The 19,092-nt window shown below is 54.3% G+C and carries 21 protein-coding genes and 1 tRNA gene; 11 read left to right on the plus strand and 11 right to left on the minus strand.

Annotated features, from left to right (window positions below; all coding sequences use genetic code 11):
• Positions 1 to 5: 5 nt before the first annotated feature.
• The 4 genes from AUQ43_RS05515 to AUQ43_RS05530 form a co-directional block, all read right to left on the minus strand.
• Positions 6 to 82, minus strand: a tRNA-Asp gene (locus AUQ43_RS05515).
• A gap of 347 nt (positions 83 to 429) precedes the next feature.
• Positions 430 to 984: a hypothetical protein gene (locus tag AUQ43_RS05520; RefSeq protein WP_062955281.1), complete on the minus strand. Its 555-nt coding sequence runs from the start codon at positions 982 to 984 to the stop codon at positions 430 to 432.
• On the minus strand, positions 981 to 1,475 hold the full coding sequence (locus AUQ43_RS05525; protein WP_062955282.1) for a response regulator: 495 nt from the start codon (positions 1,473 to 1,475) through the stop codon (positions 981 to 983). The genes AUQ43_RS05520 and AUQ43_RS05525 overlap by 4 nt, the downstream gene beginning before the upstream one ends.
• Before the next feature lie 285 nt (positions 1,476 to 1,760).
• Complete coding sequence (locus AUQ43_RS05530; protein ID WP_062955389.1) at positions 1,761 to 2,234, minus strand: dCMP deaminase family protein; 474 nt, start codon at positions 2,232 to 2,234, stop codon at positions 1,761 to 1,763.
• 286 nt (positions 2,235 to 2,520) lie between these two features.
• Between AUQ43_RS05530 and pyk the strand changes: the two genes are divergently transcribed.
• The 3 genes from pyk to AUQ43_RS05545 all read left to right on the plus strand — a co-directional run bounded on the left by pyk (position 2,521) and on the right by AUQ43_RS05545 (position 6,819).
• On the plus strand, positions 2,521 to 3,942 hold the full coding sequence (gene pyk, locus AUQ43_RS05535) for a pyruvate kinase (protein WP_062955283.1): 1,422 nt from the start codon (positions 2,521 to 2,523) through the stop codon (positions 3,940 to 3,942).
• A gap of 364 nt (positions 3,943 to 4,306) precedes the next feature.
• On the plus strand, positions 4,307 to 5,830 hold the full coding sequence (locus tag AUQ43_RS05540) for a DUF2336 domain-containing protein (RefSeq protein WP_062955284.1): 1,524 nt from the start codon (positions 4,307 to 4,309) through the stop codon (positions 5,828 to 5,830).
• 5 nt (positions 5,831 to 5,835) lie between these two features.
• Entirely contained in the window at positions 5,836 to 6,819 is a 984-nt protein-coding gene (locus AUQ43_RS05545; RefSeq protein WP_062955285.1) for a hypothetical protein, read from the plus strand.
• Positions 6,820 to 6,855: 36 nt separating this feature from the next.
• Here the strand turns inward: AUQ43_RS05545 and AUQ43_RS05550 are convergent, their stop codons facing one another.
• From AUQ43_RS05550 to AUQ43_RS05560, 3 genes are all read right to left on the minus strand, one after another.
• A complete protein-coding gene (locus AUQ43_RS05550; RefSeq protein WP_062955286.1) occupies positions 6,856 to 7,170 on the minus strand; it encodes a ribbon-helix-helix domain-containing protein in 315 nt (104 codons plus the stop codon).
• Between the two features lie 119 nt (positions 7,171 to 7,289).
• Positions 7,290 to 7,871 (minus strand): DJ-1/PfpI family protein, encoded by a 582-nt coding sequence (locus AUQ43_RS05555; protein WP_062955287.1) that lies wholly within the window; start codon positions 7,869 to 7,871, stop codon positions 7,290 to 7,292.
• Positions 7,872 to 8,065: 194 nt separating this feature from the next.
• A complete protein-coding gene (locus AUQ43_RS05560; RefSeq protein ID WP_062955288.1) occupies positions 8,066 to 9,034 on the minus strand; it encodes a mechanosensitive ion channel family protein in 969 nt (322 codons plus the stop codon).
• 225 nt (positions 9,035 to 9,259) lie between these two features.
• Here AUQ43_RS05560 and AUQ43_RS05565 point away from each other — a divergent pair, with 225 nt between their 5' ends.
• Together AUQ43_RS05565 and AUQ43_RS05570 are read left to right on the plus strand one after the other, a co-directional pair.
• Positions 9,260 to 10,159 (plus strand): OmpA family protein, encoded by a 900-nt coding sequence (locus AUQ43_RS05565; protein WP_062955289.1) that lies wholly within the window; start codon positions 9,260 to 9,262, stop codon positions 10,157 to 10,159.
• Positions 10,160 to 10,329: 170 nt separating this feature from the next.
• Positions 10,330 to 10,983: a hypothetical protein gene (locus tag AUQ43_RS05570; RefSeq protein WP_062955290.1), complete on the plus strand. Its 654-nt coding sequence runs from the start codon at positions 10,330 to 10,332 to the stop codon at positions 10,981 to 10,983.
• A gap of 82 nt (positions 10,984 to 11,065) precedes the next feature.
• Here the strand turns inward: AUQ43_RS05570 and AUQ43_RS05575 are convergent, their stop codons facing one another.
• Entirely contained in the window at positions 11,066 to 11,488 is a 423-nt protein-coding gene (locus AUQ43_RS05575) for a CoA-binding protein (protein WP_062955291.1), read from the minus strand.
• A gap of 213 nt (positions 11,489 to 11,701) precedes the next feature.
• On the opposite strand from AUQ43_RS05575, the gene AUQ43_RS05580 reads away from it, so the two are divergent.
• Positions 11,702 to 12,583, plus strand: coding sequence for a sulfite oxidase heme-binding subunit YedZ (locus tag AUQ43_RS05580; protein WP_062955292.1), 882 nt, complete (start codon positions 11,702 to 11,704; stop codon positions 12,581 to 12,583).
• Here the strand turns inward: AUQ43_RS05580 and AUQ43_RS05585 are convergent.
• Positions 12,555 to 13,190, minus strand: coding sequence for a LysE family translocator (locus AUQ43_RS05585; RefSeq protein WP_062955293.1), 636 nt, complete (start codon positions 13,188 to 13,190; stop codon positions 12,555 to 12,557). The two genes, AUQ43_RS05580 and AUQ43_RS05585, sit on opposite strands and share 29 nt — an antisense overlap.
• 97 nt (positions 13,191 to 13,287) lie before the next feature.
• Positions 13,288 to 14,082 (minus strand): enoyl-CoA hydratase, encoded by a 795-nt coding sequence (locus AUQ43_RS05590; RefSeq protein WP_062955294.1) that lies wholly within the window; start codon positions 14,080 to 14,082, stop codon positions 13,288 to 13,290.
• A 170-nt stretch (positions 14,083 to 14,252) separates the two neighbouring features.
• On the opposite strand from AUQ43_RS05590, the gene AUQ43_RS05595 reads away from it, so the two are divergent.
• The 5 genes from AUQ43_RS05595 to rpsI all read left to right on the plus strand — a co-directional run bounded on the left by AUQ43_RS05595 (position 14,253) and on the right by rpsI (position 17,446).
• Complete coding sequence (locus AUQ43_RS05595) at positions 14,253 to 15,215, plus strand: hypothetical protein (protein WP_062955295.1); 963 nt, start codon at positions 14,253 to 14,255, stop codon at positions 15,213 to 15,215.
• 255 nt (positions 15,216 to 15,470) lie between these two features.
• Complete coding sequence (locus tag AUQ43_RS05600; protein ID WP_062955296.1) at positions 15,471 to 15,758, plus strand: hypothetical protein; 288 nt, start codon at positions 15,471 to 15,473, stop codon at positions 15,756 to 15,758.
• 136 nt (positions 15,759 to 15,894) lie between these two features.
• Positions 15,895 to 16,335, plus strand: a complete 441-nt coding sequence (locus AUQ43_RS05605) for a PaaI family thioesterase (protein ID WP_062955297.1) — start codon at positions 15,895 to 15,897, stop codon at positions 16,333 to 16,335.
• Positions 16,336 to 16,490: 155 nt separating this feature from the next.
• A complete protein-coding gene (gene rplM / locus AUQ43_RS05610; RefSeq protein ID WP_062955298.1) occupies positions 16,491 to 16,958 on the plus strand; it encodes a 50S ribosomal protein L13 in 468 nt (155 codons plus the stop codon).
• Positions 16,955 to 17,446, plus strand: coding sequence for a 30S ribosomal protein S9 (gene rpsI / locus AUQ43_RS05615; RefSeq protein ID WP_114129829.1), 492 nt, complete (start codon positions 16,955 to 16,957; stop codon positions 17,444 to 17,446). Before rplM ends, rpsI begins: the two co-directional genes overlap by 4 nt.
• A gap of 174 nt (positions 17,447 to 17,620) precedes the next feature.
• On the opposite strand, the gene AUQ43_RS05620 is transcribed toward rpsI, so the two are convergent.
• Positions 17,621 to 18,784 carry an alpha-hydroxy acid oxidase gene (locus tag AUQ43_RS05620; RefSeq protein ID WP_062955300.1) on the minus strand — a complete coding sequence of 388 codons (1,164 nt, stop codon included), beginning with the start codon at positions 18,782 to 18,784 and terminating at the stop codon, positions 17,621 to 17,623.
• Positions 18,785 to 19,092 lie beyond the last annotated feature (308 nt).

Genomic DNA, 19,092 nt, shown 5'->3' on the forward strand with positions numbered 1-19,092 from the left:
GGGAATGGCGCGAGTGACGAGACTTGAACTCGCGGCCTCCGGCGTGACAGGCCGGCGCTCTAACCAACTGAGCTACACCCGCATGGTGCGTGGCGCGGTTTTTAGCAGTCGCATACAGGTGGCGCAAGCGGTTTTTGACCCCGAAATTCAATTTTCGAAATCATTCCTCTGCCGGTAGAAACCAAGGGTGCTTTGGGTGCGTCAAGGTTCCGGGGCGCTGGCATGGATCAGAGGCACGAGGGCGATGGATTTCGCCTCGAACGGATCGGTAGGGGAAGGTTCAGTTGGGTTGCCGCAGATGTCAGCTTGATGGGATGCGCCAGCTGACTTGGTGGTTTTGTTCGGCATAACGTTGGCAACAACAATACCGTTACCCAGCCCGTTGGTTATGTCGGGCGGCCTTGTCGGCAGAATATGCGTAGTGAGCAGCTATTCGCGCGGGGATTCGTAGCGTTCGGTCAGTTTGGTAAGGGCGGCGACAGTTGCCTGTTCGACGCTTGAGCCAAAACCGGTGACGCGACCAGCCAAAATGACATAAAGCGAGTCGATATGAAGCTGTGCGACCAACAACTGCTTTTCGTTTGCCGTTGTTCGGTCCGCCATGAAGGTTTCCATCGACTTGGCGATTTGGGTCATCAGCGGATACTGGAACGTACCACCCAGCGCCTTTACCGAATAAGCGAGGTCGGCGGCTGCTTCGACAGCAGCAGGACGTTTGGATTTGTCGTTAAGGGCGGTGATGATGGTTTTGCGGCATTCCATCAACTCGGTGCCAATATCACGGACAAAGGTTTCCGAGCTTTTCTGAACAACTTTTTCAAGCTCTTCGAGTTGCTCGGGCGACAGGTTGATGTCAAAGCCCTTGATGAAATTTACAGCACGGCGCTTAAGATCCGTTTGGGCGGGGATAATTTGGACGTTCTTTTTTTTCTTTGGTTCTTCAGGTTTCACGACAGCTCCGCTTCCCCAATCAAAATGGGTCATTCGTCTGGGCTCCTCCGATCAGGACCATCAAACTGGACCTGTCTGCGACGTCTATCCGGACCAAAATACGTTCCCGTGTTTACAAAGACACGTGGACGCGTGATGACCGACACCAAACGACTATAAAGTGCCTTAGCATTGAAGGGTTTGGCAAGAAATTCTGTTATGCCAAGGTCGCGTGCCGTCGTCACATAGCGCATCTCGGAATGTGCCGTCAGCATGATCACCGGAATAAACCTGTTTGGTGAATTGGTCGAGTTGCGCATCACGTCGAGAAACTCCAGACCATCCATGCCGCGCAAGCGCCATTCACAGATCACAATATCAATCTTCTCAGTGCGCAAAACGTCAAACGCATCGTTTGGCGCTTTTACACGTTGTATATGACTGGCACCCAAATAGGCGAGCGTGTCATAGACCACCTGAGCTGAAATCTTGTCCCCGTCAACGATCAGAAAACTAATCTTACTAAAGTCTATTTTCGCGTTCATCCGGCCTCGGTTCCTGAGCATCATCACGAAATGCGTCGCTGTTCAGGAGAATACAGCAGCAAATCATACCCCGTTGCTGACTTGTAAATCCTTATACCTTTGTCTGGTTCCCAGCAAGACCAAACCGCAAAGGTTGGGTTCTGGAAATCTGACAAATACTGACCCCGGGCCAGCGTGGAATATGAAACAGACGACGTTTGCGTCTTCTTGTTTTTGTTGCTCGTGTCCGGTGTGAACACACCCAATATTGGGCATTTTTTCCAAGAGTAAAGAGGAAGATCGTTTTTATTTCATAGGCTTGGTGTTGCCCTCGTCGTCAATCACCTTAACGGCGACACCCGATTCCTCGAACATTTCGGTGGATATTTTCATATCCTGTTCCCAGCGTTCGAGGAAGTCTGCAGTCAGCTTGGACTTGTCGACATAGACCTCTGCGATGCCAGCCTGAATGATGGCGCGCGCGCAATCGCAGCATGGGAAGTGCGTGACATAGAGTGCGCAGCCATCAAGCGACGTGCCGGTATAGCTGGCGTTATAAATCGCGTTGCGTTCGGCATGTTCGGTATAGGCGTATTTTTCCGGGCGCTGGTGGCGGCTTTCGATTTCGTCATCGACCCCGCGCGGAAAACCGTTATAGCCGACCGCGCGAATTTCCTTTTTCGGGCCGATGACAACCGCACCGACCTGCGTGCTGCGGTCTTTTGACCAGTCTGCAATATGGGCTGCAAGTCCAAGAAAACGGTGGTGCCATTTGCTCATGAAAAGGGTCCTGTCTGCGCCAAGGGGTCGGTCGGCCGGAGGCTCGAATATGACCGGCATGTTTTATCGATATGGCTCCTTTAAAGAAGGGGCTTCTTGTAATTGTCCAGCGAAAAATCACATTTTTGTAAAGGCATTTAATGAAAAGTCCCTGTTCAAATAGGGGCTGATTGATTATTAAGGGGATACCCCCAGAAAAAGATCAGGATGCCTTTTCGTCTCGCCGCAGATGCAGGCCGAAGCGGGAAGGCTCATGTGTAAACCGAATAACAAGAGGTAGTAGCCGATGCGCCGTCAACGTAAGGCGAAGATCATCGCGACACTGGGGCCAGCAAGTTCAAAGCCGGAAGTCCTCGAGAAAATTGTCGAGACAGGCGTGGATGTATTCCGCCTGAATTTCTCGCATGGGGAACACTCAGAACATCTGGCCCGTTTTGAAGCGATCCGCGCCGTCGAAGAGAAAATCGGGCGCCCAATCGGTATTTTGATGGACCTTCAGGGGCCGAAAATCCGTGTTGGCACGTTTGCCGACGATGAGGTCGTGCTTGCCGCGGGCGACAAGTTCAAATTCGACATGGACAAAACGCCGGGCGACAAAAAACGTGTTTCGCTTCCGCATCCGGAAGTATATGCCGCGATCAAGCCCGGTGCGAACCTGCTGCTTGATGATGGCAAGCTTCGCATGCGTGTCGAGAAATGCGACGACAAGTCCGCAGAATGCACCGTCATCACCGGTGGGCCCCTGTCAAACCGCAAGGGTGTCAATCTGCCCGACGTGATGTTGCCGCTTTCACCCCTGACCGACAAGGACCGTGCAGACCTTGATTACGGTCTGGAAATGGGTGTTGATTTCGTGGCGCTGTCGTTCGTGCAGCGTCCAGAAGATGTCGCCGAAGCACGCAAAATCATTCAGGGCCGTGCGGCCATTGTTTCGAAACTCGAAAAACCGCAGGCGATTGATCATCTTGATGAGATTGTCGATCTGTCGGACATGATCATGGTGGCCCGTGGTGACCTTGGCGTTGAATGCCCGCCAGAAGATGTGCCGATTCTGCAGAAGCGGATCATCAAGTCATGCCGCGAAGCGGGCAAGCCGGTGATCGTTGCGACCCAGATGCTTGATTCGATGGTTTCCAACCCGGCACCGACCCGTGCAGAGGCATCAGACGTTGCAACGGCGATCTATGATGGTGCCGATGCCGTGATGCTTTCGGCCGAAAGTGCGGTCGGTAAATATCCGATTGAAACCGTGTCGATCATGAACCGGATTCTGGTGCGCGTCGAGCAGGACGAGCTTTATTACCGGATGCGCGATGCCAACCGCCCGGATCCGGAGCACAATGCCCCGGATGCGATCAGTGCGGCAGCACGTCAGGTGGCGACGACGATTGGTGCCAAAGCGGTTGTGAACTATACATCGTCCGGGTCAACGGCCTTCCGTGCCGCGCGCGAACGTCCGGAAGTTCCCATTCTTGGTCTGACACCGCGTATTCAGACTGCTCGTCGGCTTGCTCTTTGCTGGGGCGTGCATCCGGTCTTTACCCGTGATGCCACCAACTTTGCCGAAATGGTGGGGATTGCCACCGAAGTGGCAAAGCGCGAAGAATTTGCTGGTCCGGGTGACTCGCTTGTCATTACGGCAGGTGTGCCGTTCGGTACGCCGGGTGCGACAAACATTCTGCGTATTGCGTGGGTCAGTAATAACTAAGGCAATTCGCAAGACATCAAGAGTTTTGGTTGACGGGCGTCCTTTTGGGGCGCCCGTTTTCGTTCGGGTTTTGTGCAGACTGGACAGGTGAATGATGGATATTTCACGCGTAAGGGGCAGGTGCAGGCACAGCACCCTGTAACGTTAATGTTTTTTTGAGTCTTTGCGTCGATAGTCAGTCTGTAATCAAGGCTTTGTCCAAGGATGTGGGTCTTGAAGTTGGGTTATAAAATTTAGACGCCTTGTCTGGTTGCGCTTCGTTGTCAGTTTCGTTTAAGTTATTCTGACAAAACACAAAAATAAGGTGCCACAGGGTTGGTGCCGAGCTGCCACCAGGCATGGGATCAGGGGAATAGCTGCGATAATGCTGAGTTGGATGTTCAATCGGCAGAAAAATGCGGGCAATGGGGGGCTTGAGGACAAAGCCTCGGAAAAGCTGCGTGATCTTGCCGATACGGTCCGTACCATCGCACCTGAGACGTTTGGATCTGAAACAGGTCGCGCTCAGGGGCGCGCGATTCCCCGAAAACATATCTCTGAAAACAATGCTGATGCGGCGGGTCTTGAACACGCAGCACGCCTGTCATCCGAATTGGATGCGCTTGACGAAGCCGAGGACGCCCCGGACTTTGACAGCGATGTGCGCATGGATGTCGCGCGGCGTTTGCGCCGTCATTTGACCGACCTTAGCCCGTCGGAACGTCTGGAAATGGTTGACGAGTTCGTCGCTGCCATTGCCAATATGGGGGATTGTTATCGCCCGCAGGTGATTGCCCTGATCGAGCAGGAACTGGGCCATACCCCTTATATGACGCGTCAAGCCGCGACACGGCTGCGCCAGGACATTCAGGCGATTGGTCGTGTGTCGATTGCCGATTATATCGAACTTCTGAGCGACGCCGATTTCCTTGATATCATGCGTGGTCGCAGTGAGTTTGTGCAGACCGCCGCCGAGCGCGAACGTGCCGAGCTTGAGGCCGCAGCCAAAGCGCGCCTGATCGAGCAGCAGGCCGAAAAGGAAAAGGGCGGGTTGCTTAACCGGTTGCTGTCGTCTGATGATGCGCCGCGAAACGTTGTGCCGATGACGCCGCATCTGTCCGAGAACAAGGTGGCGAAGCCGAAAGTGCCGGAGAACGACATTCTGGGTGGCCAGAACCGCATTTCCCGACAGGCACAACGCCGTGTCGCCCATTTCATTATGGCGTCGCTGTTTGACACGCTGGTCGAACAGGGCCGAATGCGCACCGAGGTTGCCCGTGCGCTTCGCCAATCTGTGCGCCAACGGATTGAAAAAGCCCGTTTCGAAAACCGGATGCACATGCCCGCACGCGATGGCGAGATGGACATCGAAATTGCCGATAACGAAATGGTCGAGAACGATGTCGTAGAGGCCAGCGATGCCAATATGACGATGGACCAGTATGTGCTTGATGCGCTGTCGCGCAACGACGATGCGCTGGTGGTACAGGCCCTGGCCCAGTATGCGCAAATTCGCGCCAATGCCGTTTCCAAAATTCTTGATTCCGGCAGTGCCCGGGCGATCACCGCCCTTGCATGGCGCGCAGGCATGACCGCGCCGGCAGCTGTTGTCTTGCAGATCAGCAACGGCATTCCGGAATCGGCGATCGAAAGCCCGGCAGTTGGTGGCCGCTATGCGATGGCCGCAGCTGATATGGACTGGTATATCGACTTCTTTAGTGACATGAAGCCGGTGGTTTCACGCGCGAAAGCCGAAAAAGAAAGTGAACCGACCCCCGCACAGCAGAAGAAGCCGACCGCACGGAACCCAGGACGCAGTCATGGTATCCGTCCACGGGCCGGGCGCAACAGCAGCGGGCTTGAAGGCTTGGTCTCGGACCGGCGATCCAAGGGCCGTAAAGAGGATTGAGTGCCATGAGCAGCAATCACGGCATCTCATATGAAGGGTTGAAACATGCCCTTACCATCAAGGAAAGCTATCTATCGGGCGAGCCGCTTACTGTCATGGGGGCGGCCAAGCAACAGCGTCTTTTGATGCCGGAACATTTGCTCAGCAATGATCTTGCCCTGATGCAATATGACGATCCGCTGGCGCTGGCCGTGATTGCAACCAGAGACCCGGAAAGCCCGATGGCGCTGGCAGCGGCCATTCGCATGGGGCCGCATGCAAAATGCAAGGAATTGATCACCGGGGTCTTTGAAGTCGTATCCGAGGCAACCAAGCACGAACTGGTCGCCGATTGCGCCAATCTTCTGACCAAAAACGCCTTTAGCCCCGAAGCCTTCCATCTGGTGCGCACGCGTGCGTCCAACCACGTGGTCGAAATCCGCGAGGCCTATCGCCGGGCGATGGGCGATAACCTGCGTGCATTGCTTGATGGCAAAATGGAAGCCCGCGAATTCGTCGAGGAATTTATTGAACTGGCCTCGAACGGCAATCTGCGTATCGACATTTATCGTCGTCTGGTGATGAAGCTGATGCGGTCCGACGCGGTACGGCCGAGTGTGAAATTCATGCTGCTTGAACGGCTTGATCGTTTCCCGCAGATGGTAAAGCTTCAGATCGTCAATGAGGTCAATTCCGCACCCGATACGCCGGAATACCAGACCCTGAAGCAGGAACTGCGCTGGATTTACGAGGCAAAGCAGAAACAGCAATTGCCCCAAGCTGCGCAAACGCCGATCAATGCATCCGGCTCGGTAAAATCGCCCGGACCGCAGATCAAGGCGGCCGATCTTGTCGGGCGTTCGCAGATCGATTTCGGGGCTGCTGCGGGCATGCATCGCCGCAACAGCATCATCAAGCCGGCCGAGCCTACCCTAAAGCGCAATACCAGCCCGAACATCATGACCAGTGGCGGGTTCAGTACGCGTGAACTTTCATCCTGGCTGAACTAGAACCAGTCTGTGCTACCAATCAGCCCTGACAGCGGCCTAGTTGTGCATCGCTGATGTTGCAGCATTGTCTGGCACATGCACATGCAAGCCGGCCTGTTTTTCCAGATAGACGGTGCAAATCACACGGACAAGTGACGCAAAATTGGGGATGTCGCCGCGCTTTGCGACGACTTCATCGTGAATTTTGCCCAGAAATTGTGGTGTGGTGAAACCTTCGCCTGCGGCGATTTCATCCAGAATCTGCCAAAAGCGCAATTCAAGACGCAGGCTGGTTACCACGCCATTGATCCGTACAGATCGACTGACAGATTGATAAAGTTCGGGGGCAGTTCCGGAATAGATCTGACACATTTGGACGGCCTTTCCTGTTGGTGCCACTGTTACAAGATGTCCAGCGGTCTTCTTTTTGGTTTGGCGCAATGGTCAAACAAATAGCGCCCAAACGCAATGAACGTTTGGGCGCCTGAGCATTACAGATTGATTTCAGTGCCCAGAACCTTAAGGAAGGCGGCCATCCATTTCGGATGTGCAGGCCATGCCGGAGCCGTCACCAGATTGCCGTCGATGCAGGCTTCATCAATGGCAATATCGGCATAGGTGCCGCCACCCAGTTTGACTTCCGGTGCACATGCCGGATAGGCCGAGACTTTGCGATCCCGGATGATATCAGCCGCTGCAAGAAGCTGTGCGCCATGGCAGACGGCCGCAATCGGCTTGTTGGCGTCGTGGAAGTCGCGGACCAGTCGAATGACATCTTCGTTCAGGCGCAGATATTCCGGTGCCCGGCCACCCGGGATGACCAGCGCGTCATAGTTTTCCGCGCGTGCCGTCGCAAAATCGGCGTTCAGCGCAAAGTTGTGGCCGCGCTTTTCGCTATAGGTCTGATCACCTTCGAAATCATGGATCGCGGTCGCCACCGTATCGCCGGCCTTTTTATCCGGGCAGACGGCATCGACCTGATGGCCAACCGCCAGAAGCGTCTGAAATGGCACCATGGTTTCGTAATCTTCGGCATAGTCGCCGGTGATCATCAGAATTTTTTTCGCAGACATATTTATCCTCCCGATTGTTTTGTTTTGCCGCCTTTGGGCAAGGCAGGAACTATACGCCTGATGCAAGTCTGGCGGGTAACAGCGGGGTACTACGTGCAAAGAAGACAACCGCACGGAACAAGGTGATCGAACTTGCAGACAAAAAAAGAGGCCCGACCGGGCCTCTTTGCAGATGATGGTTGTTGGTAAAAAGATCAGCTTTTGGTGGCGGGAGTCTTTTTCGCAGTCGTCGATTTTGCAGCCGTTGACCGCGCACGGGTGGCCGGTTTTTTGGCCGCCGTTTTTGCTGCGGGTTTGGTTGCTGCCTTTGCCGCCGGTTTTGCAATGCTGGCGGTTTCTGCATTTTCGATAACGTGCAGGTCGCGCTGCGGGAACGGAATAGAGAAGCCGGCGGCTTCGAGTTCTGTTTTTGATTTGCGGGTAAGATCGAAGAAGGTCGGCCAGAATTCGCTGGTGGCGACCCAGCCACGTGCCGTCAGATCGACCGAGCTTTCGCCAAGGTTGGCGACGAAGCTCATGGGTTCCGGATCCTTGAGAACACGTTCATCAGAGGCGACCAGGTTTTTGAGGAACTCAAGCGCCGCATCGACATCATCATCATAGGCAATACCAACCTTGATATCGAGACGACGGGTCGGGTTGCGCGAGTAGTTTTTGATCGCGCTGTTCCAGATTTGTGAATTCGGTGCCGAGATAAAGACACCATCCGGCGTCTTAAGCAGGGTGGTAAACAGCGTGATTTCGACAACGGTACCCGATACCGAACCCGCTTCGACAAATTCGTCGACCTTGAGCGGGCGCAGGATCAGGATCATGACACCAGCCGCGATATTGGACAGCGTACCTTGAAGCGCGAGGCCAATGGCCAGACCGGCGGCACCGAGGACGGCGATGATGCTGGTGGTTTCAACGCCGAAGTTCGAGAGCACGGCGATGATGACAAAGATCAGTACGGCATAGCGCGCAATGCTTGCTGCCAACGGTTTCAGAGTCGAGTCGACGAATTTTGCATTTTTAAGGGAGTGGCGGACCAAAGCCGCAGTCCGACCGGCAATCCACCAGCCGATAACAAGTATGAGGACAGCGCCAAGAAGGTCGAGGCCAAAGCCCAAGGCAAACCCTTTCAGCATTTCGGTTATGGTCGCGACATCGGTTTCGATCATGAGATCCTCGTCTGCTCAGTGTCATAATTGTGTTGATTGCAAACCATACATCTGTATGAGACAATTAGCATTACAGGTTTGAGCGTGCTTGAAAAGCACGATGCAATCACCAACTCTTTGTAGGTGTATGGAACAAACCAAGTTTTCGTTCGTTAAGGACCATAATATCACCATTATTGGTGTTAAAGTGTTATTCGAAGAACAACCTAAAGACAGGGGTAAGACATGCAGATTCGTCCGAAAATTCTTGTTGCTCTTGGGGGCGTTGCGCTTCTGAGTGCATGTAGCACAGTCGATAACGCTGGCACTGCTGTTCCATATGGCGGTAACCCGCTGACCTACAGCAGTTCGGTTTCTTCTGCGGTTTCCTCCGAAGCACCGACCACGGACTTCGGCATGGCACTTAAGGAAGAGTATCTCGCCTATGCGCAGCGTGAAGCTGATGAATGGTATGACTACTTTGATGCCGACTTCTTTGCGAAGAAAGCCGGTCGCGTGAGCGGTGATACCATTGTACTTCCGGAAGACCCGGCAAACTGGCGTTTTTCAGATGAAGAAATTGCCCAGAAGCGCGTCGTTCGTGACGAACTCCTGGCGCTTCTTGATGATGGCAAGCGCGAAGAAAAGCCGGCTGTCGCCGCTGTCGCGCAGGCCCGCTATGACTGCTGGGTCGAAGAAAGCGAAGAAGGCTGGCAGACCGAACTGATCAGCCAGTGCTGGAAAGACTTTGAAGCAGCAATGGCCGAACTTCGTGCGGTAGAGCCGGAGCCGATGGCGGCACCGGTTGCTGTTGTTGAGCCGCGTTTGTTCACCATCTTCTTCGATTTTGACAGCGCTGCGATCACCCCGGTTTCCGAGCGTGTTCTTGATGCTGCTGCAGAACAGTGGGCGTCCTCGATGGGCGATATCTCTGTTGTCGGTCACGCCGACGCAGCGGGTTCAGCCGCTTATAACCTGGGTCTGTCCGAACGCCGTGCATCAGCTGCGCTTAGTGAGCTGACCGAGCGTGGTATTAAACGTGACATGGTCGAAACCGACGCCGTTGGTGAAGGCGATCTTCTGATCCCGACTCCGGATGGTGTTCGTGAGCCGCGTAACCGTCGTGTGACGATCTCGGTCGACTAATCACCGACATTTACCAAATCTTTGGCAACGAGGTGGCATTATGCCACCTCGTTGTTTTTATATGTGCTTTTGACCATGCCGCGATTTTTCGCGGAAACAGGTGTTGAATTTGGGATTAATGTGAATAATCTCTGGATTGTATTCCTGATTTAAGTGAGAGGCGGGGACATATGCTAAGGGCCATCAAGTCGGTCTTTTCGAAGCGCTCGGGGGGCGTTTCTCTTGCAGTTGCGACACTGGCGGTCATGACCACCGCCGTTTTGTCCGCAGCCCGTGCGGCGGACAAAACACCCATTGTTCCGTTCGAACGTTATTACGCCGACTTGCGCGGTGATGGAAAAACCCTGCGCTTTAATGCGTTTTCGGGCGAAATTCCGGGTAAACGAATCAAGGAACTTCTGCGGTCCGGTCAGGTGATCGGGGATCGTATTCTGCTGGCAGAGGATGTCGCAGTGTATTTCCCGGATGGCTATATCGTTCAGTCGCAGACCCATTTCTCAAAATATGTGCCCAAGCGCGGTGTGAAACCAAGTGCGGTGTCTGGCCGCAGCGACTTGGTGGAAAATCCACGCTATGTACTGGTCGAGCGTTTCGACACCATTCTGGGTCATGAATGCGCACGCACCGAATATGCAAACGGGTTTGCCGCTCTTCGCCTTAAATCAGACGGTGTGATGTCGCTTGTTCTTGAAACGGCGGGTCATTTTGACTCGATTGTTGGCGAACAGACAAAGGCGTATGCCGTGACCAGCGCCGTGCAGCCGGTCTTTATCGGCAATCAGGGGCTTGTTCCGGATCTGATGTCGCAGTGCCGACGCGGCTAAAACCGCTACGGCAGCGCAAAAAGAACAAAAGCACCGGGCATCCGGTGCTTTTTTTATGAGATGACGCTGATGACGCTGAAGCTTACGACAGGCGAGGTAGTTCGATAGCGGGGCAGCGATCCATCACCGCGACCATGCCATTGGCCTTGGCCTTTGCGAAAGCGTCGGGATTAATGACCCCAAGCTGCATCCAGACAGATTTGGCGCCAATGGCAATCGCATCATCGACAACCCCGGCCGCGTCGTTGCTGTTGCGGAAAACATCAACCATATCAACAGGTCCGGTTATATCAGACAGTTGTGCCACAACGGTCTGACCATGAATGGTGCCGCCCGCCTGACCTGGATTGACCGGGATGACCTTGTAGCCATGATCAAGCAGGAACTTCATCACACGGTTTGACGGGCGTTCGGGTTTTGGGCTGGCACCGACAAGGGCGATTGTCCTGGTCGTGTCGAGCAGGTCCTTGATTTCCGCATCGGTAGGATTTGTAAATTCGGCCATTCGGTTTCATCCGCTTTTGGTGGTCACTGCATATGATAGTTATATGGTCCGGGCCATGTCGCAACTTTGATATGCGTCATCGGACCTGTTAGGGCGCTGGTTTCTGATGCTGAGCCCTTTCTACTCGCGGAAAGTTGATGGCAATTTAGGTGACGGTTGCTTGCAGATGCGCTTTGACTTGGGGATTGATAAAATCTGACAGGTTCGCTTCGAATGTATCCATGGCTTGATCCTTCCGGACGATTTTCAGTTTTCAAACTGGCGGTTTTCATCGCGCTTCTGGTGCCGGGCATTGTGTTGTTGTGGCCGGTGATTGCCGAGGGCGGGGCAACCATCCCGGTCAAGGAAGCCATTCTTGAAAGCGGTGAATGGACCATCCGGATTTTGCTGATCACGCTTTTGGTCACACCGCTTCGCCGGATAACGCGGTTTTCAAAACTGGTACAGGTGCGTCGTCAAATCGGGGTGGCGGCGTTTTGCTATGTCATGGTGCATTTTGCGCTGTATGCGATCAGTCAGAATCTTGATCCGGTCCGGATCGCAAGCGAGATCGCATTGCGGATTTATCTGACGATCGGTTTTGTTGCAGTTGTCGGGCTTGCTGTATTGACCGCGACCTCGACCAAATCAGCAATGCGCAAATTGGGCGCGAAATGGGGGCGTCTGCACAAGCTGGTCTATCCGATTGCCGTCCTTGGCGTGGTGCATTTCTTTTTGCAGTCAAAAGTCGACGTCAGTGAAGCGACGCTGATGGCGGGACTGTTTGTCGGTTTGATGCTGTATCGTTTTGCCCATTGGCGTGGCTGGTCGCTTCGATCTGCGGTGACGTTGTCAGTTGTTGCTGTGGTGGCCGGGGCGGTCACGGTCGGAATTGAGTATGCATGGTATGCGCTTGCGACCGGCATTCCGGCCGAACGGGTGGTGGCGGCCAATCTTGAATGGATGTGGCCGCTGCGTCCGGCATGGAACGTGTTTCTGGCAGGGATGTTCATGGTCGTGATCCTGCCGTTTGGCAAGGACGGCACGATGCGTGTGTTCTTCGCCAATCTGATGGCTGTAAGACGCCTTAGGCCGCAGCACTCGCGCGGCGGGTAAGGGCGGTTAGCAAGCCAGCGCCGATCATCACCCCACCACCAATACGGGTCAGGCGACGCAATGCGGCTGGATGGCGGAACCGTTCACGCAAAGCACTGGCCATAATTGCCCAGATCGCCACATTGATTGCTGCCAGAATGACAAAGGTTGCCGTCATGATGATGAACTGCGGCAAAAGCGGGTCGCTGGCAGTGACGAACTGCGGCACAAAGGCGATGAAGAATACGATGCCCTTGGGATTAAGCGCAGTGACGACATAGGCCTGCAGGAACATGCGCGACGGACGGTTGCGCTTGGCATCGGGATTGTCGTGCAGGGCTTCGGGTTTCTCGCGCCACATCTTGATCCCGAGATAGATCAGATAAGCCGCTCCAACGAGTTTCAGAACCGTAAACGCCTCTGCCGAGGCGGCAAGCAGCGCCCCGGCACCGGCCAGCGAGATCGTCATTGCTGTAAGATCGCCCAGGGCGACGCCCGGGACAGTCGCCCACGCGGTTTGTTTGCCCTTGCCCAAGGCATAGCTGACGACAAGCATGATGGTCGGGCCGGGAATGGCCAAAACAATGGCGCAAGCAAAAGCGAAGGCAAGCCAGATTTCAAACGACATGGGACGATCTCCAAGCTGAGGTATCTTTGATTAGAATGCCTGATCGCGGATCAAATGCAAATGCGGTCATGCATTCTCAGGCGCGGTTTGGGGCAGGTTATTCGTGACGCCAGCTTGGATGGCGCTTTTCAACAAAAGCACCGATCCCTTCGCGGGCATCGTGCTTTTGCATGTTCGCTGTCATCACATCGGATGCATAGGAATAGGCCTGCGAAAGCGGCATTTCGATCTGTTTGTAGAAGGCCTGTTTGCCAAGTCGCACGGTCATGCCCGATCGGGCGGCGATTCCGGTGGCCAGTTCATTGGTCCGTGTTTCAAGATCATCATCTTCGACGACATCAGACACCAGCCCCATGGAAAAGGCTGTTTCGGCATTGATCGGGTCGCCGGTCAAAAGCATGCGCATGGCGTGTTTGCGCGCGATATTGCGGCTAAGTGCAACCATCGGCGTGGAGCAGAACAGGCCGATATTCACACCGGGCGTCGCGAACCTGGCTGTGCTTGCGGCAACCGCCAAATCGCAACTGGCGACCAGCTGGCAGCCGGCAGCGGTTGCCATGCCGCGCACCCGCGCGATGACGGGTTGCGGCAGGCTGACAATTGTCATCATCAATTCGCTGCACTGGTTGAACAGGCTGGCATGTTGATCGCATTCGGTGATGCCGCGCATTTCCTTAAGATCGTGGCCAGCACAAAAAACCGGGCCTTCTGCCGCAAGAATGACACATCGGATATCGGTTTCATTGGCGATCTGTTCAAACGCTTTCTGAAGGGCAGTCATCATCGCGCCTGACAAGGCATTGCGACGTGACGGGTTGTTCATGGTGATCGTGACAAACCCATCATGGTCTGTGCTGGCGACAAGCGGCATATCGGTTGCGGTATCAGGCATCGTGTTTCTCCCGGCGAAACGTATGAACGTGATGTTTTTTTTTGATTTTTAAATTACGGTAACCCGTAGTAGAATTGCACGTAACGGGTTAAAAATAAAACCCTGGAGATGAGCCGAATTTTCTAGTGTCTGTGCGCGATAGATAAAATTCATTCGGCAAGTGGTTGTGGATGAGCGAAGACTTACCGCGTCGGCGCGGACGTGCGCCGGGTCGTTTTGTACCGACCCGCAAAGTCCGGGAAGCCGTCAGAGTGACAAAGCCTGTGCGTGAAACGCCCATCAAGCGTTTTGACCGCAAGGACATGATGGAACGCGATCTTGAAAAGTATCGCGCAGAGGCACGTGCGCGACTTTTAAGGAACGGCTTTGATATCCCGGCCTTTCTGATGCCCAAACCCAAAGTTGAGCCAGACGAAGAAGAGGGCGATGATATCCCCGATCCAGTGATCGAGGATGATTTGAACCCGCCGGCTTTGTCAGGACCGAAACCGACGCTTTTGGTCAGCAGTGCGGCACTTGCGGATGCCAAGACCGAGCGAGTTTTGGAAGCCAAAACCAAACCGCGTCGCCATGTCTACGTTCAGAACAAGACGAGCGGGCTGGTATCGATGTTCTTGCCGCACGATGCCCGGCAGACCATGACGTCGTCCAACCCGTCTGGCATTGCCCAAACGACCCGTCAGGACCCTGCGGCCCATGCCGCTGCCCAGCAAGCCGCCATTGCCGAGGAGCGGAGTGCATATGACGAGTATATCGAAAGCCTGAATGGCGGGAAAACGCTGCTGGATCGCGCACGCGAGCGAGATGATGGCGCGGGCAGTGGCGGCCAGGGTGATATTACAGGCCGGGTGGATGACCTTAAGGAAGCCGAAGTTCGCCAGTCACGCATCAACCTGCCTGACAGTGAGTCGAACTGGGCGATGCAAGAAGACCTTGATGCCAAGCGCCGCGCGATTTTGCAAAAGCAGGAAAAGTCGAAGGGGCGGGCACCCAGGGGACGCAAACAGTCCGGAGAACCACTGAGCTGGAACAAGATGATTGCTCGGTTGGCAGCCTATATGATTGCGGCTGTGGCTGTTGGGTATGTACTGGTTCTGACAGTTAACGAGTTCTCGGCAATTATCGGCAGATAACACAGTTACCAAACTATTGCCGAATGATTGCCTTAATCCCCATATACCAGACAGGTAATTAATGACGTGATGCCCAAGACATTTTGGTCGGGCATTGCCAAACAGAAAAGGCGAAGGTTCGGGGGAACGCAGAGCGACATAATCCGAGGCGGGGGCACCGCGATCATGGCATGACGTAACAAGTGCCGGGATCAAGGTGGGGAAATGAGAGTTCACCCTTGTTGCAGGAGCCAGCGAATGACGCTGTGAAGTCACATGATGTATGACGAAACCGGTCAGGAAGACCGCCAGCCTGTTTATTTGCCCGAGAACCGACATCACTGGGCATCCAATAACGAAGTACCCAAGCCGCTGCATGATCTTTCGCGCGGTCCCGTCCGTGCACGGTTCAAGCGCAAAACCGATAATGCACAGGGCATGTCCATGAGTGAATGGATGACGCAAAACCTGCCCGGGATCGGGGCAACGGCGATTGTCGCGATTGTCATTCTGTGTGTGGTGGTGGCGATTTATACCGATGTAGTGGGGATTTTGACCCGCTAGATGTTGCGCTAATGCGGCAAAGAAGCATGTTTGGTGGCGCAAATTATTGACGTTAACGTAAACGTTATGTCAGGCTGTCTTCCGGTAATAAAATGACTGTACCAGAATCAGTCATAACGGGGAGACCAACCAAGTCATGAACAGTTCCGAAACCCGAACCGGGGTAACGCCGGCCGACTTTGACGCCATCATGCGCCAAAAGGTACCGTTTGTCGGCGATATGGGGGTGGTAACAGAAAGCCTGTCTGAAGACACGGCCATTCTGCGTTTGCCATTTAACGAACGTTACTTGCGCCCGGGCAATGTGGTAACAGGGCCTGCCATCTTTGCATTGGCCGACATTGCGCTTTATGCGGTTGCTTGGCTTGTGGTTCCCAAGGCTGATCTGGCGGTAACGACAGAAGCCACGGTTCACTTCCTGTCAGGCGCGAAGCCGGGGGATTTGATCGCAGAGGCCAAAATCCTCAAGGCTGGCAGGCGGCTTTTGATTGCAGAATGTCATATTCGATCCGCAGTTGATGACAGTTTGTGCGCCCATGTCATCGGGACATATGCCATGCCACCGGCCGAAAAATAATGCAATTATGTGTGGTAAAATAATACCGCGCATCATAAAGCATTGATTTGAAACGAAATATTCCTGTTGTTTTCCTGTTGAATGCTGGCATAATGCGCCGACTTTCAACGAGGGAACAATCCCTCCGTGGAACCCAGTTTTCGAGTATAGAAATAATGAAAACCTTCACTGCGACACCGAGCGACATCGAGCGCAAATGGTTCGTGGTCGACGCAGAAGACGTCGTCCTTGGCCGCCTTGCAGCCGTTGTTGCCAACCGTCTTCGTGGTAAACACAAAGCGATGTTTACCCCGCACATGGATTGTGGCGATCACATCGTCATCGTCAATGCCGAAAAAGTCAAACTTACTGGCCGTAAACTTCAGAACAAGAAGTTCTACTGGCACACCGGTTATCCGGGCGGCATCAAAGAACGCACCATGGACAAGCTCCTGAACGGTGAGCACCCGGAACGCGTTATCATCAAAGCTGTTGAGCGTATGATGACCCGTGGCCCGCTGCGCAGCCAGGTTCTTTCCAAACTGCACGTCTATGCTGGTACCGAGCATCCGCACGAAGCTCAGAAGCCGGAAGTCCTCGACGTAGCGGCTATGAACGAAAAGAACAAGCGGAGTGCTAAATAATGGCCGACACCAAAACTCTTGAAGATCTCAAGGATCTGGCACAGGGCGGCGAAGTTGCTGCAGCTGCAGAAGGCACCCTGCCGGAGCCGAAGATCGACGCACAGGGCCGTTCCTATGCAACCGGCCGTCGTAAGAACGCAATTGCACGTGTCTGGATCAAACCGGGCTCGGGTAAAGTCACCGTCAATGGCCGCGAATTCGAAGAGTACTTCGCACGTCCGGTTCTGCGCATGGTGATCAACCAGCCGTTCGGCGCAACCGATCGCAAAGATCAGTTCGACGTTGTCTGCACCGTAACCGGTGGCGGTCTTTCCGGTCAGGCCGGTGCCGTTCGTCACGGTATCTCCCGTGCGCTGACCATGTTCGAGCCGGCACTGCGTCCGTCACTCAAAGCTGGTGGGTTCCTCACCCGTGACTCGCGTGCTGTTGAACGTAAAAAATACGGTCGCGCCAAAGCTCGTCGTAGCTTCCAGTTCTCGAAACGTTAAGTCGTTTTCGGGCACACGGCTCGCGATACTGTTTGGAAAAGCGTCACCTTCGGGTGGCGCTTTTTCTTTTTGCGGTTTTGCTATCGGGCCTAGATTTGCATTTCAGATAAAAAAGCGGCGTCCTTACATTGAAGGACGCCGCTTTTTTGTTTCGTATCAAGACGTGTCTGTTGCCTATTGCCAGCGGTCCGAGAAATCGCGCGGGATCATCAGAATATCGCGATCCACCTTGGTAATGTCGGTATGCCCGCAAAGCGCCATGGAAACTTCAAGCTCCTTGTGAATGAGCTCCAGCGTTTTGGTCACACCCGCTTCACCCATCGCACCCAGGCCATAGACATAAGCACGGCCGATATAGGTGCCCTTGGCACCAAGCGCCAGGGCCTTCAACACGTCCTGACCAGAACGGATCCCGCTATCAAGGTGGACTTCGATCTTGTCCCCGACGGCATCCATGATCGCTGGCAGTGCGCGAATAGAGGACAGGGCACCATCAAGCTGGCGACCGCCATGGTTGGAAACGATGATGGCATCTGCGCCGACATTCAGCGCCTCGAGCGCATCGCGCGGATCCATGATCCCCTTGATGATCAGCGGCCCGTCCCACATCTTGCGGAATTCGCGAATACGATTCCAATCAAGCGATACATCAAACGCCTCGGCCGTCCAGGTGCTCAGCGATGACGCATCGGCAACCCCCTTGGCATGGCCGACAATGTTGCCAAAGAAGCGCCGCTTGGTGCCGAGCATGCCAAGGCCCCATTGTACCTTGGTCATCATGTTGGTGACCGATTTGAACGTCAGCTTGGGCGGGGCGGACAGGCCATTTTTGAGATCCTTGTGGCGCTGGCCCAGCATCTGAAGATCCACCGTGATGACCGCGGCCGAACATTTGGCGGCTTTGGCGCGGTCAAACAGGCGCTGCATGAAGTCATCGTCTTTGAGCGTGTAGACTTGCAACCAGAATGGCTTGGAAGTGTTTTCGGCGACGTCCTCGATCGAGCAGATCGACATGGTCGACAGCGTATAGGGGACGCCGAACTTCTCTGCGGCGCGGGCGGCCTTGATCTCGCCATCAGCACTTTGCATCCCGGTCAGTCCGACCGGGGCAAGGGCGACGGGCATGCTCACATCCTGACCGATCATCTGGCTTTTGGTGGAGCGTCCGGCCATGTCGATTGCGACGCGCTGACGCAGGTGAATTTCCTGAAAATCCGTGGTGTTTTCACGGAATGTCTGCTCGGTCCAGCTTCCGGATTCTGCGTAATCATAAAACATCCGCGGTGTGCGTCGTTTATAGATACGTTTCAGGTCTTCGACGCAGGTAATCACTGGCATGAGCTCAACTCCGAATAAAATGTGCCTTGTATTGGTAATACCAGTTTCCGACATCGCAGCAAACCGAATTGAGGTTCAGTTTTTGATTTGTGACTATCGGCTGCCAGAATTCGGGCGATGTTGTTGTCATCAAAGAATTTTAAAAAGAGGGATCGAAAATTCGCAAGGGTGTGATAATAACACTCCTCTGACGCGATAATTTTCTGAATTTAAGGTGTGATCCAATGGTTGGAACGATGCGACGAGTTTTCAAAACATAATTGTTTGAACCTCTGTTGGATGACCTTGTGATGTATGAAGGGCCGCTA

Source organism: Thalassospira sp. MCCC 1A01148 (genome assembly GCF_001613795.1).
Taxonomy (GTDB): domain Bacteria; phylum Pseudomonadota; class Alphaproteobacteria; order Rhodospirillales; family Thalassospiraceae; genus Thalassospira.

What these genes read in the sequence shown, in the direction of transcription:
- AUQ43_RS05570 (WP_062955290.1), top strand. Translation starts at nt 10,330, where the DNA reads ATGCTAAGGGCCATCAAGTCGGTCTTTTCGAAGCGCTCGGGGGGCGTT.
- AUQ43_RS05565 (WP_062955289.1), top strand. Translation starts at nt 9,260, where the DNA reads ATGCAGATTCGTCCGAAAATTCTTGTTGCTCTTGGGGGCGTTGCGCTT.
- AUQ43_RS05590 (WP_062955294.1), bottom strand. Translation starts at nt 14,082, where the DNA reads ATGCCTGATACCGCAACCGATATGCCGCTTGTCGCCAGCACAGACCAT.
- pyk (WP_062955283.1), top strand. Translation starts at nt 2,521, where the DNA reads ATGCGCCGTCAACGTAAGGCGAAGATCATCGCGACACTGGGGCCAGCA.
- AUQ43_RS05530 (WP_062955389.1), bottom strand. Translation starts at nt 2,234, where the DNA reads ATGAGCAAATGGCACCACCGTTTTCTTGGACTTGCAGCCCATATTGCA.
- AUQ43_RS05545 (WP_062955285.1), top strand. Translation starts at nt 5,836, where the DNA reads ATGAGCAGCAATCACGGCATCTCATATGAAGGGTTGAAACATGCCCTT.
- AUQ43_RS05540 (WP_062955284.1), top strand. Translation starts at nt 4,307, where the DNA reads ATGCTGAGTTGGATGTTCAATCGGCAGAAAAATGCGGGCAATGGGGGG.
- AUQ43_RS05620 (WP_062955300.1), bottom strand. Translation starts at nt 18,784, where the DNA reads ATGCCAGTGATTACCTGCGTCGAAGACCTGAAACGTATCTATAAACGA.
- AUQ43_RS05585 (WP_062955293.1), bottom strand. Translation starts at nt 13,190, where the DNA reads ATGTCGTTTGAAATCTGGCTTGCCTTCGCTTTTGCTTGCGCCATTGTT.
- AUQ43_RS05550 (WP_062955286.1), bottom strand. Translation starts at nt 7,170, where the DNA reads ATGTGTCAGATCTATTCCGGAACTGCCCCCGAACTTTATCAATCTGTC.
- AUQ43_RS05595 (WP_062955295.1), top strand. Translation starts at nt 14,253, where the DNA reads ATGAGCGAAGACTTACCGCGTCGGCGCGGACGTGCGCCGGGTCGTTTT.
- AUQ43_RS05575 (WP_062955291.1), bottom strand. Translation starts at nt 11,488, where the DNA reads ATGGCCGAATTTACAAATCCTACCGATGCGGAAATCAAGGACCTGCTC.
- AUQ43_RS05555 (WP_062955287.1), bottom strand. Translation starts at nt 7,871, where the DNA reads ATGTCTGCGAAAAAAATTCTGATGATCACCGGCGACTATGCCGAAGAT.
- AUQ43_RS05560 (WP_062955288.1), bottom strand. Translation starts at nt 9,034, where the DNA reads ATGATCGAAACCGATGTCGCGACCATAACCGAAATGCTGAAAGGGTTT.
- AUQ43_RS05605 (WP_062955297.1), top strand. Translation starts at nt 15,895, where the DNA reads ATGAACAGTTCCGAAACCCGAACCGGGGTAACGCCGGCCGACTTTGAC.
- AUQ43_RS05520 (WP_062955281.1), bottom strand. Translation starts at nt 984, where the DNA reads ATGACCCATTTTGATTGGGGAAGCGGAGCTGTCGTGAAACCTGAAGAA.
- AUQ43_RS05600 (WP_062955296.1), top strand. Translation starts at nt 15,471, where the DNA reads ATGATGTATGACGAAACCGGTCAGGAAGACCGCCAGCCTGTTTATTTG.
- rplM (WP_062955298.1), top strand. Translation starts at nt 16,491, where the DNA reads ATGAAAACCTTCACTGCGACACCGAGCGACATCGAGCGCAAATGGTTC.
- AUQ43_RS05580 (WP_062955292.1), top strand. Translation starts at nt 11,702, where the DNA reads ATGTATCCATGGCTTGATCCTTCCGGACGATTTTCAGTTTTCAAACTG.
- AUQ43_RS05525 (WP_062955282.1), bottom strand. Translation starts at nt 1,475, where the DNA reads ATGAACGCGAAAATAGACTTTAGTAAGATTAGTTTTCTGATCGTTGAC.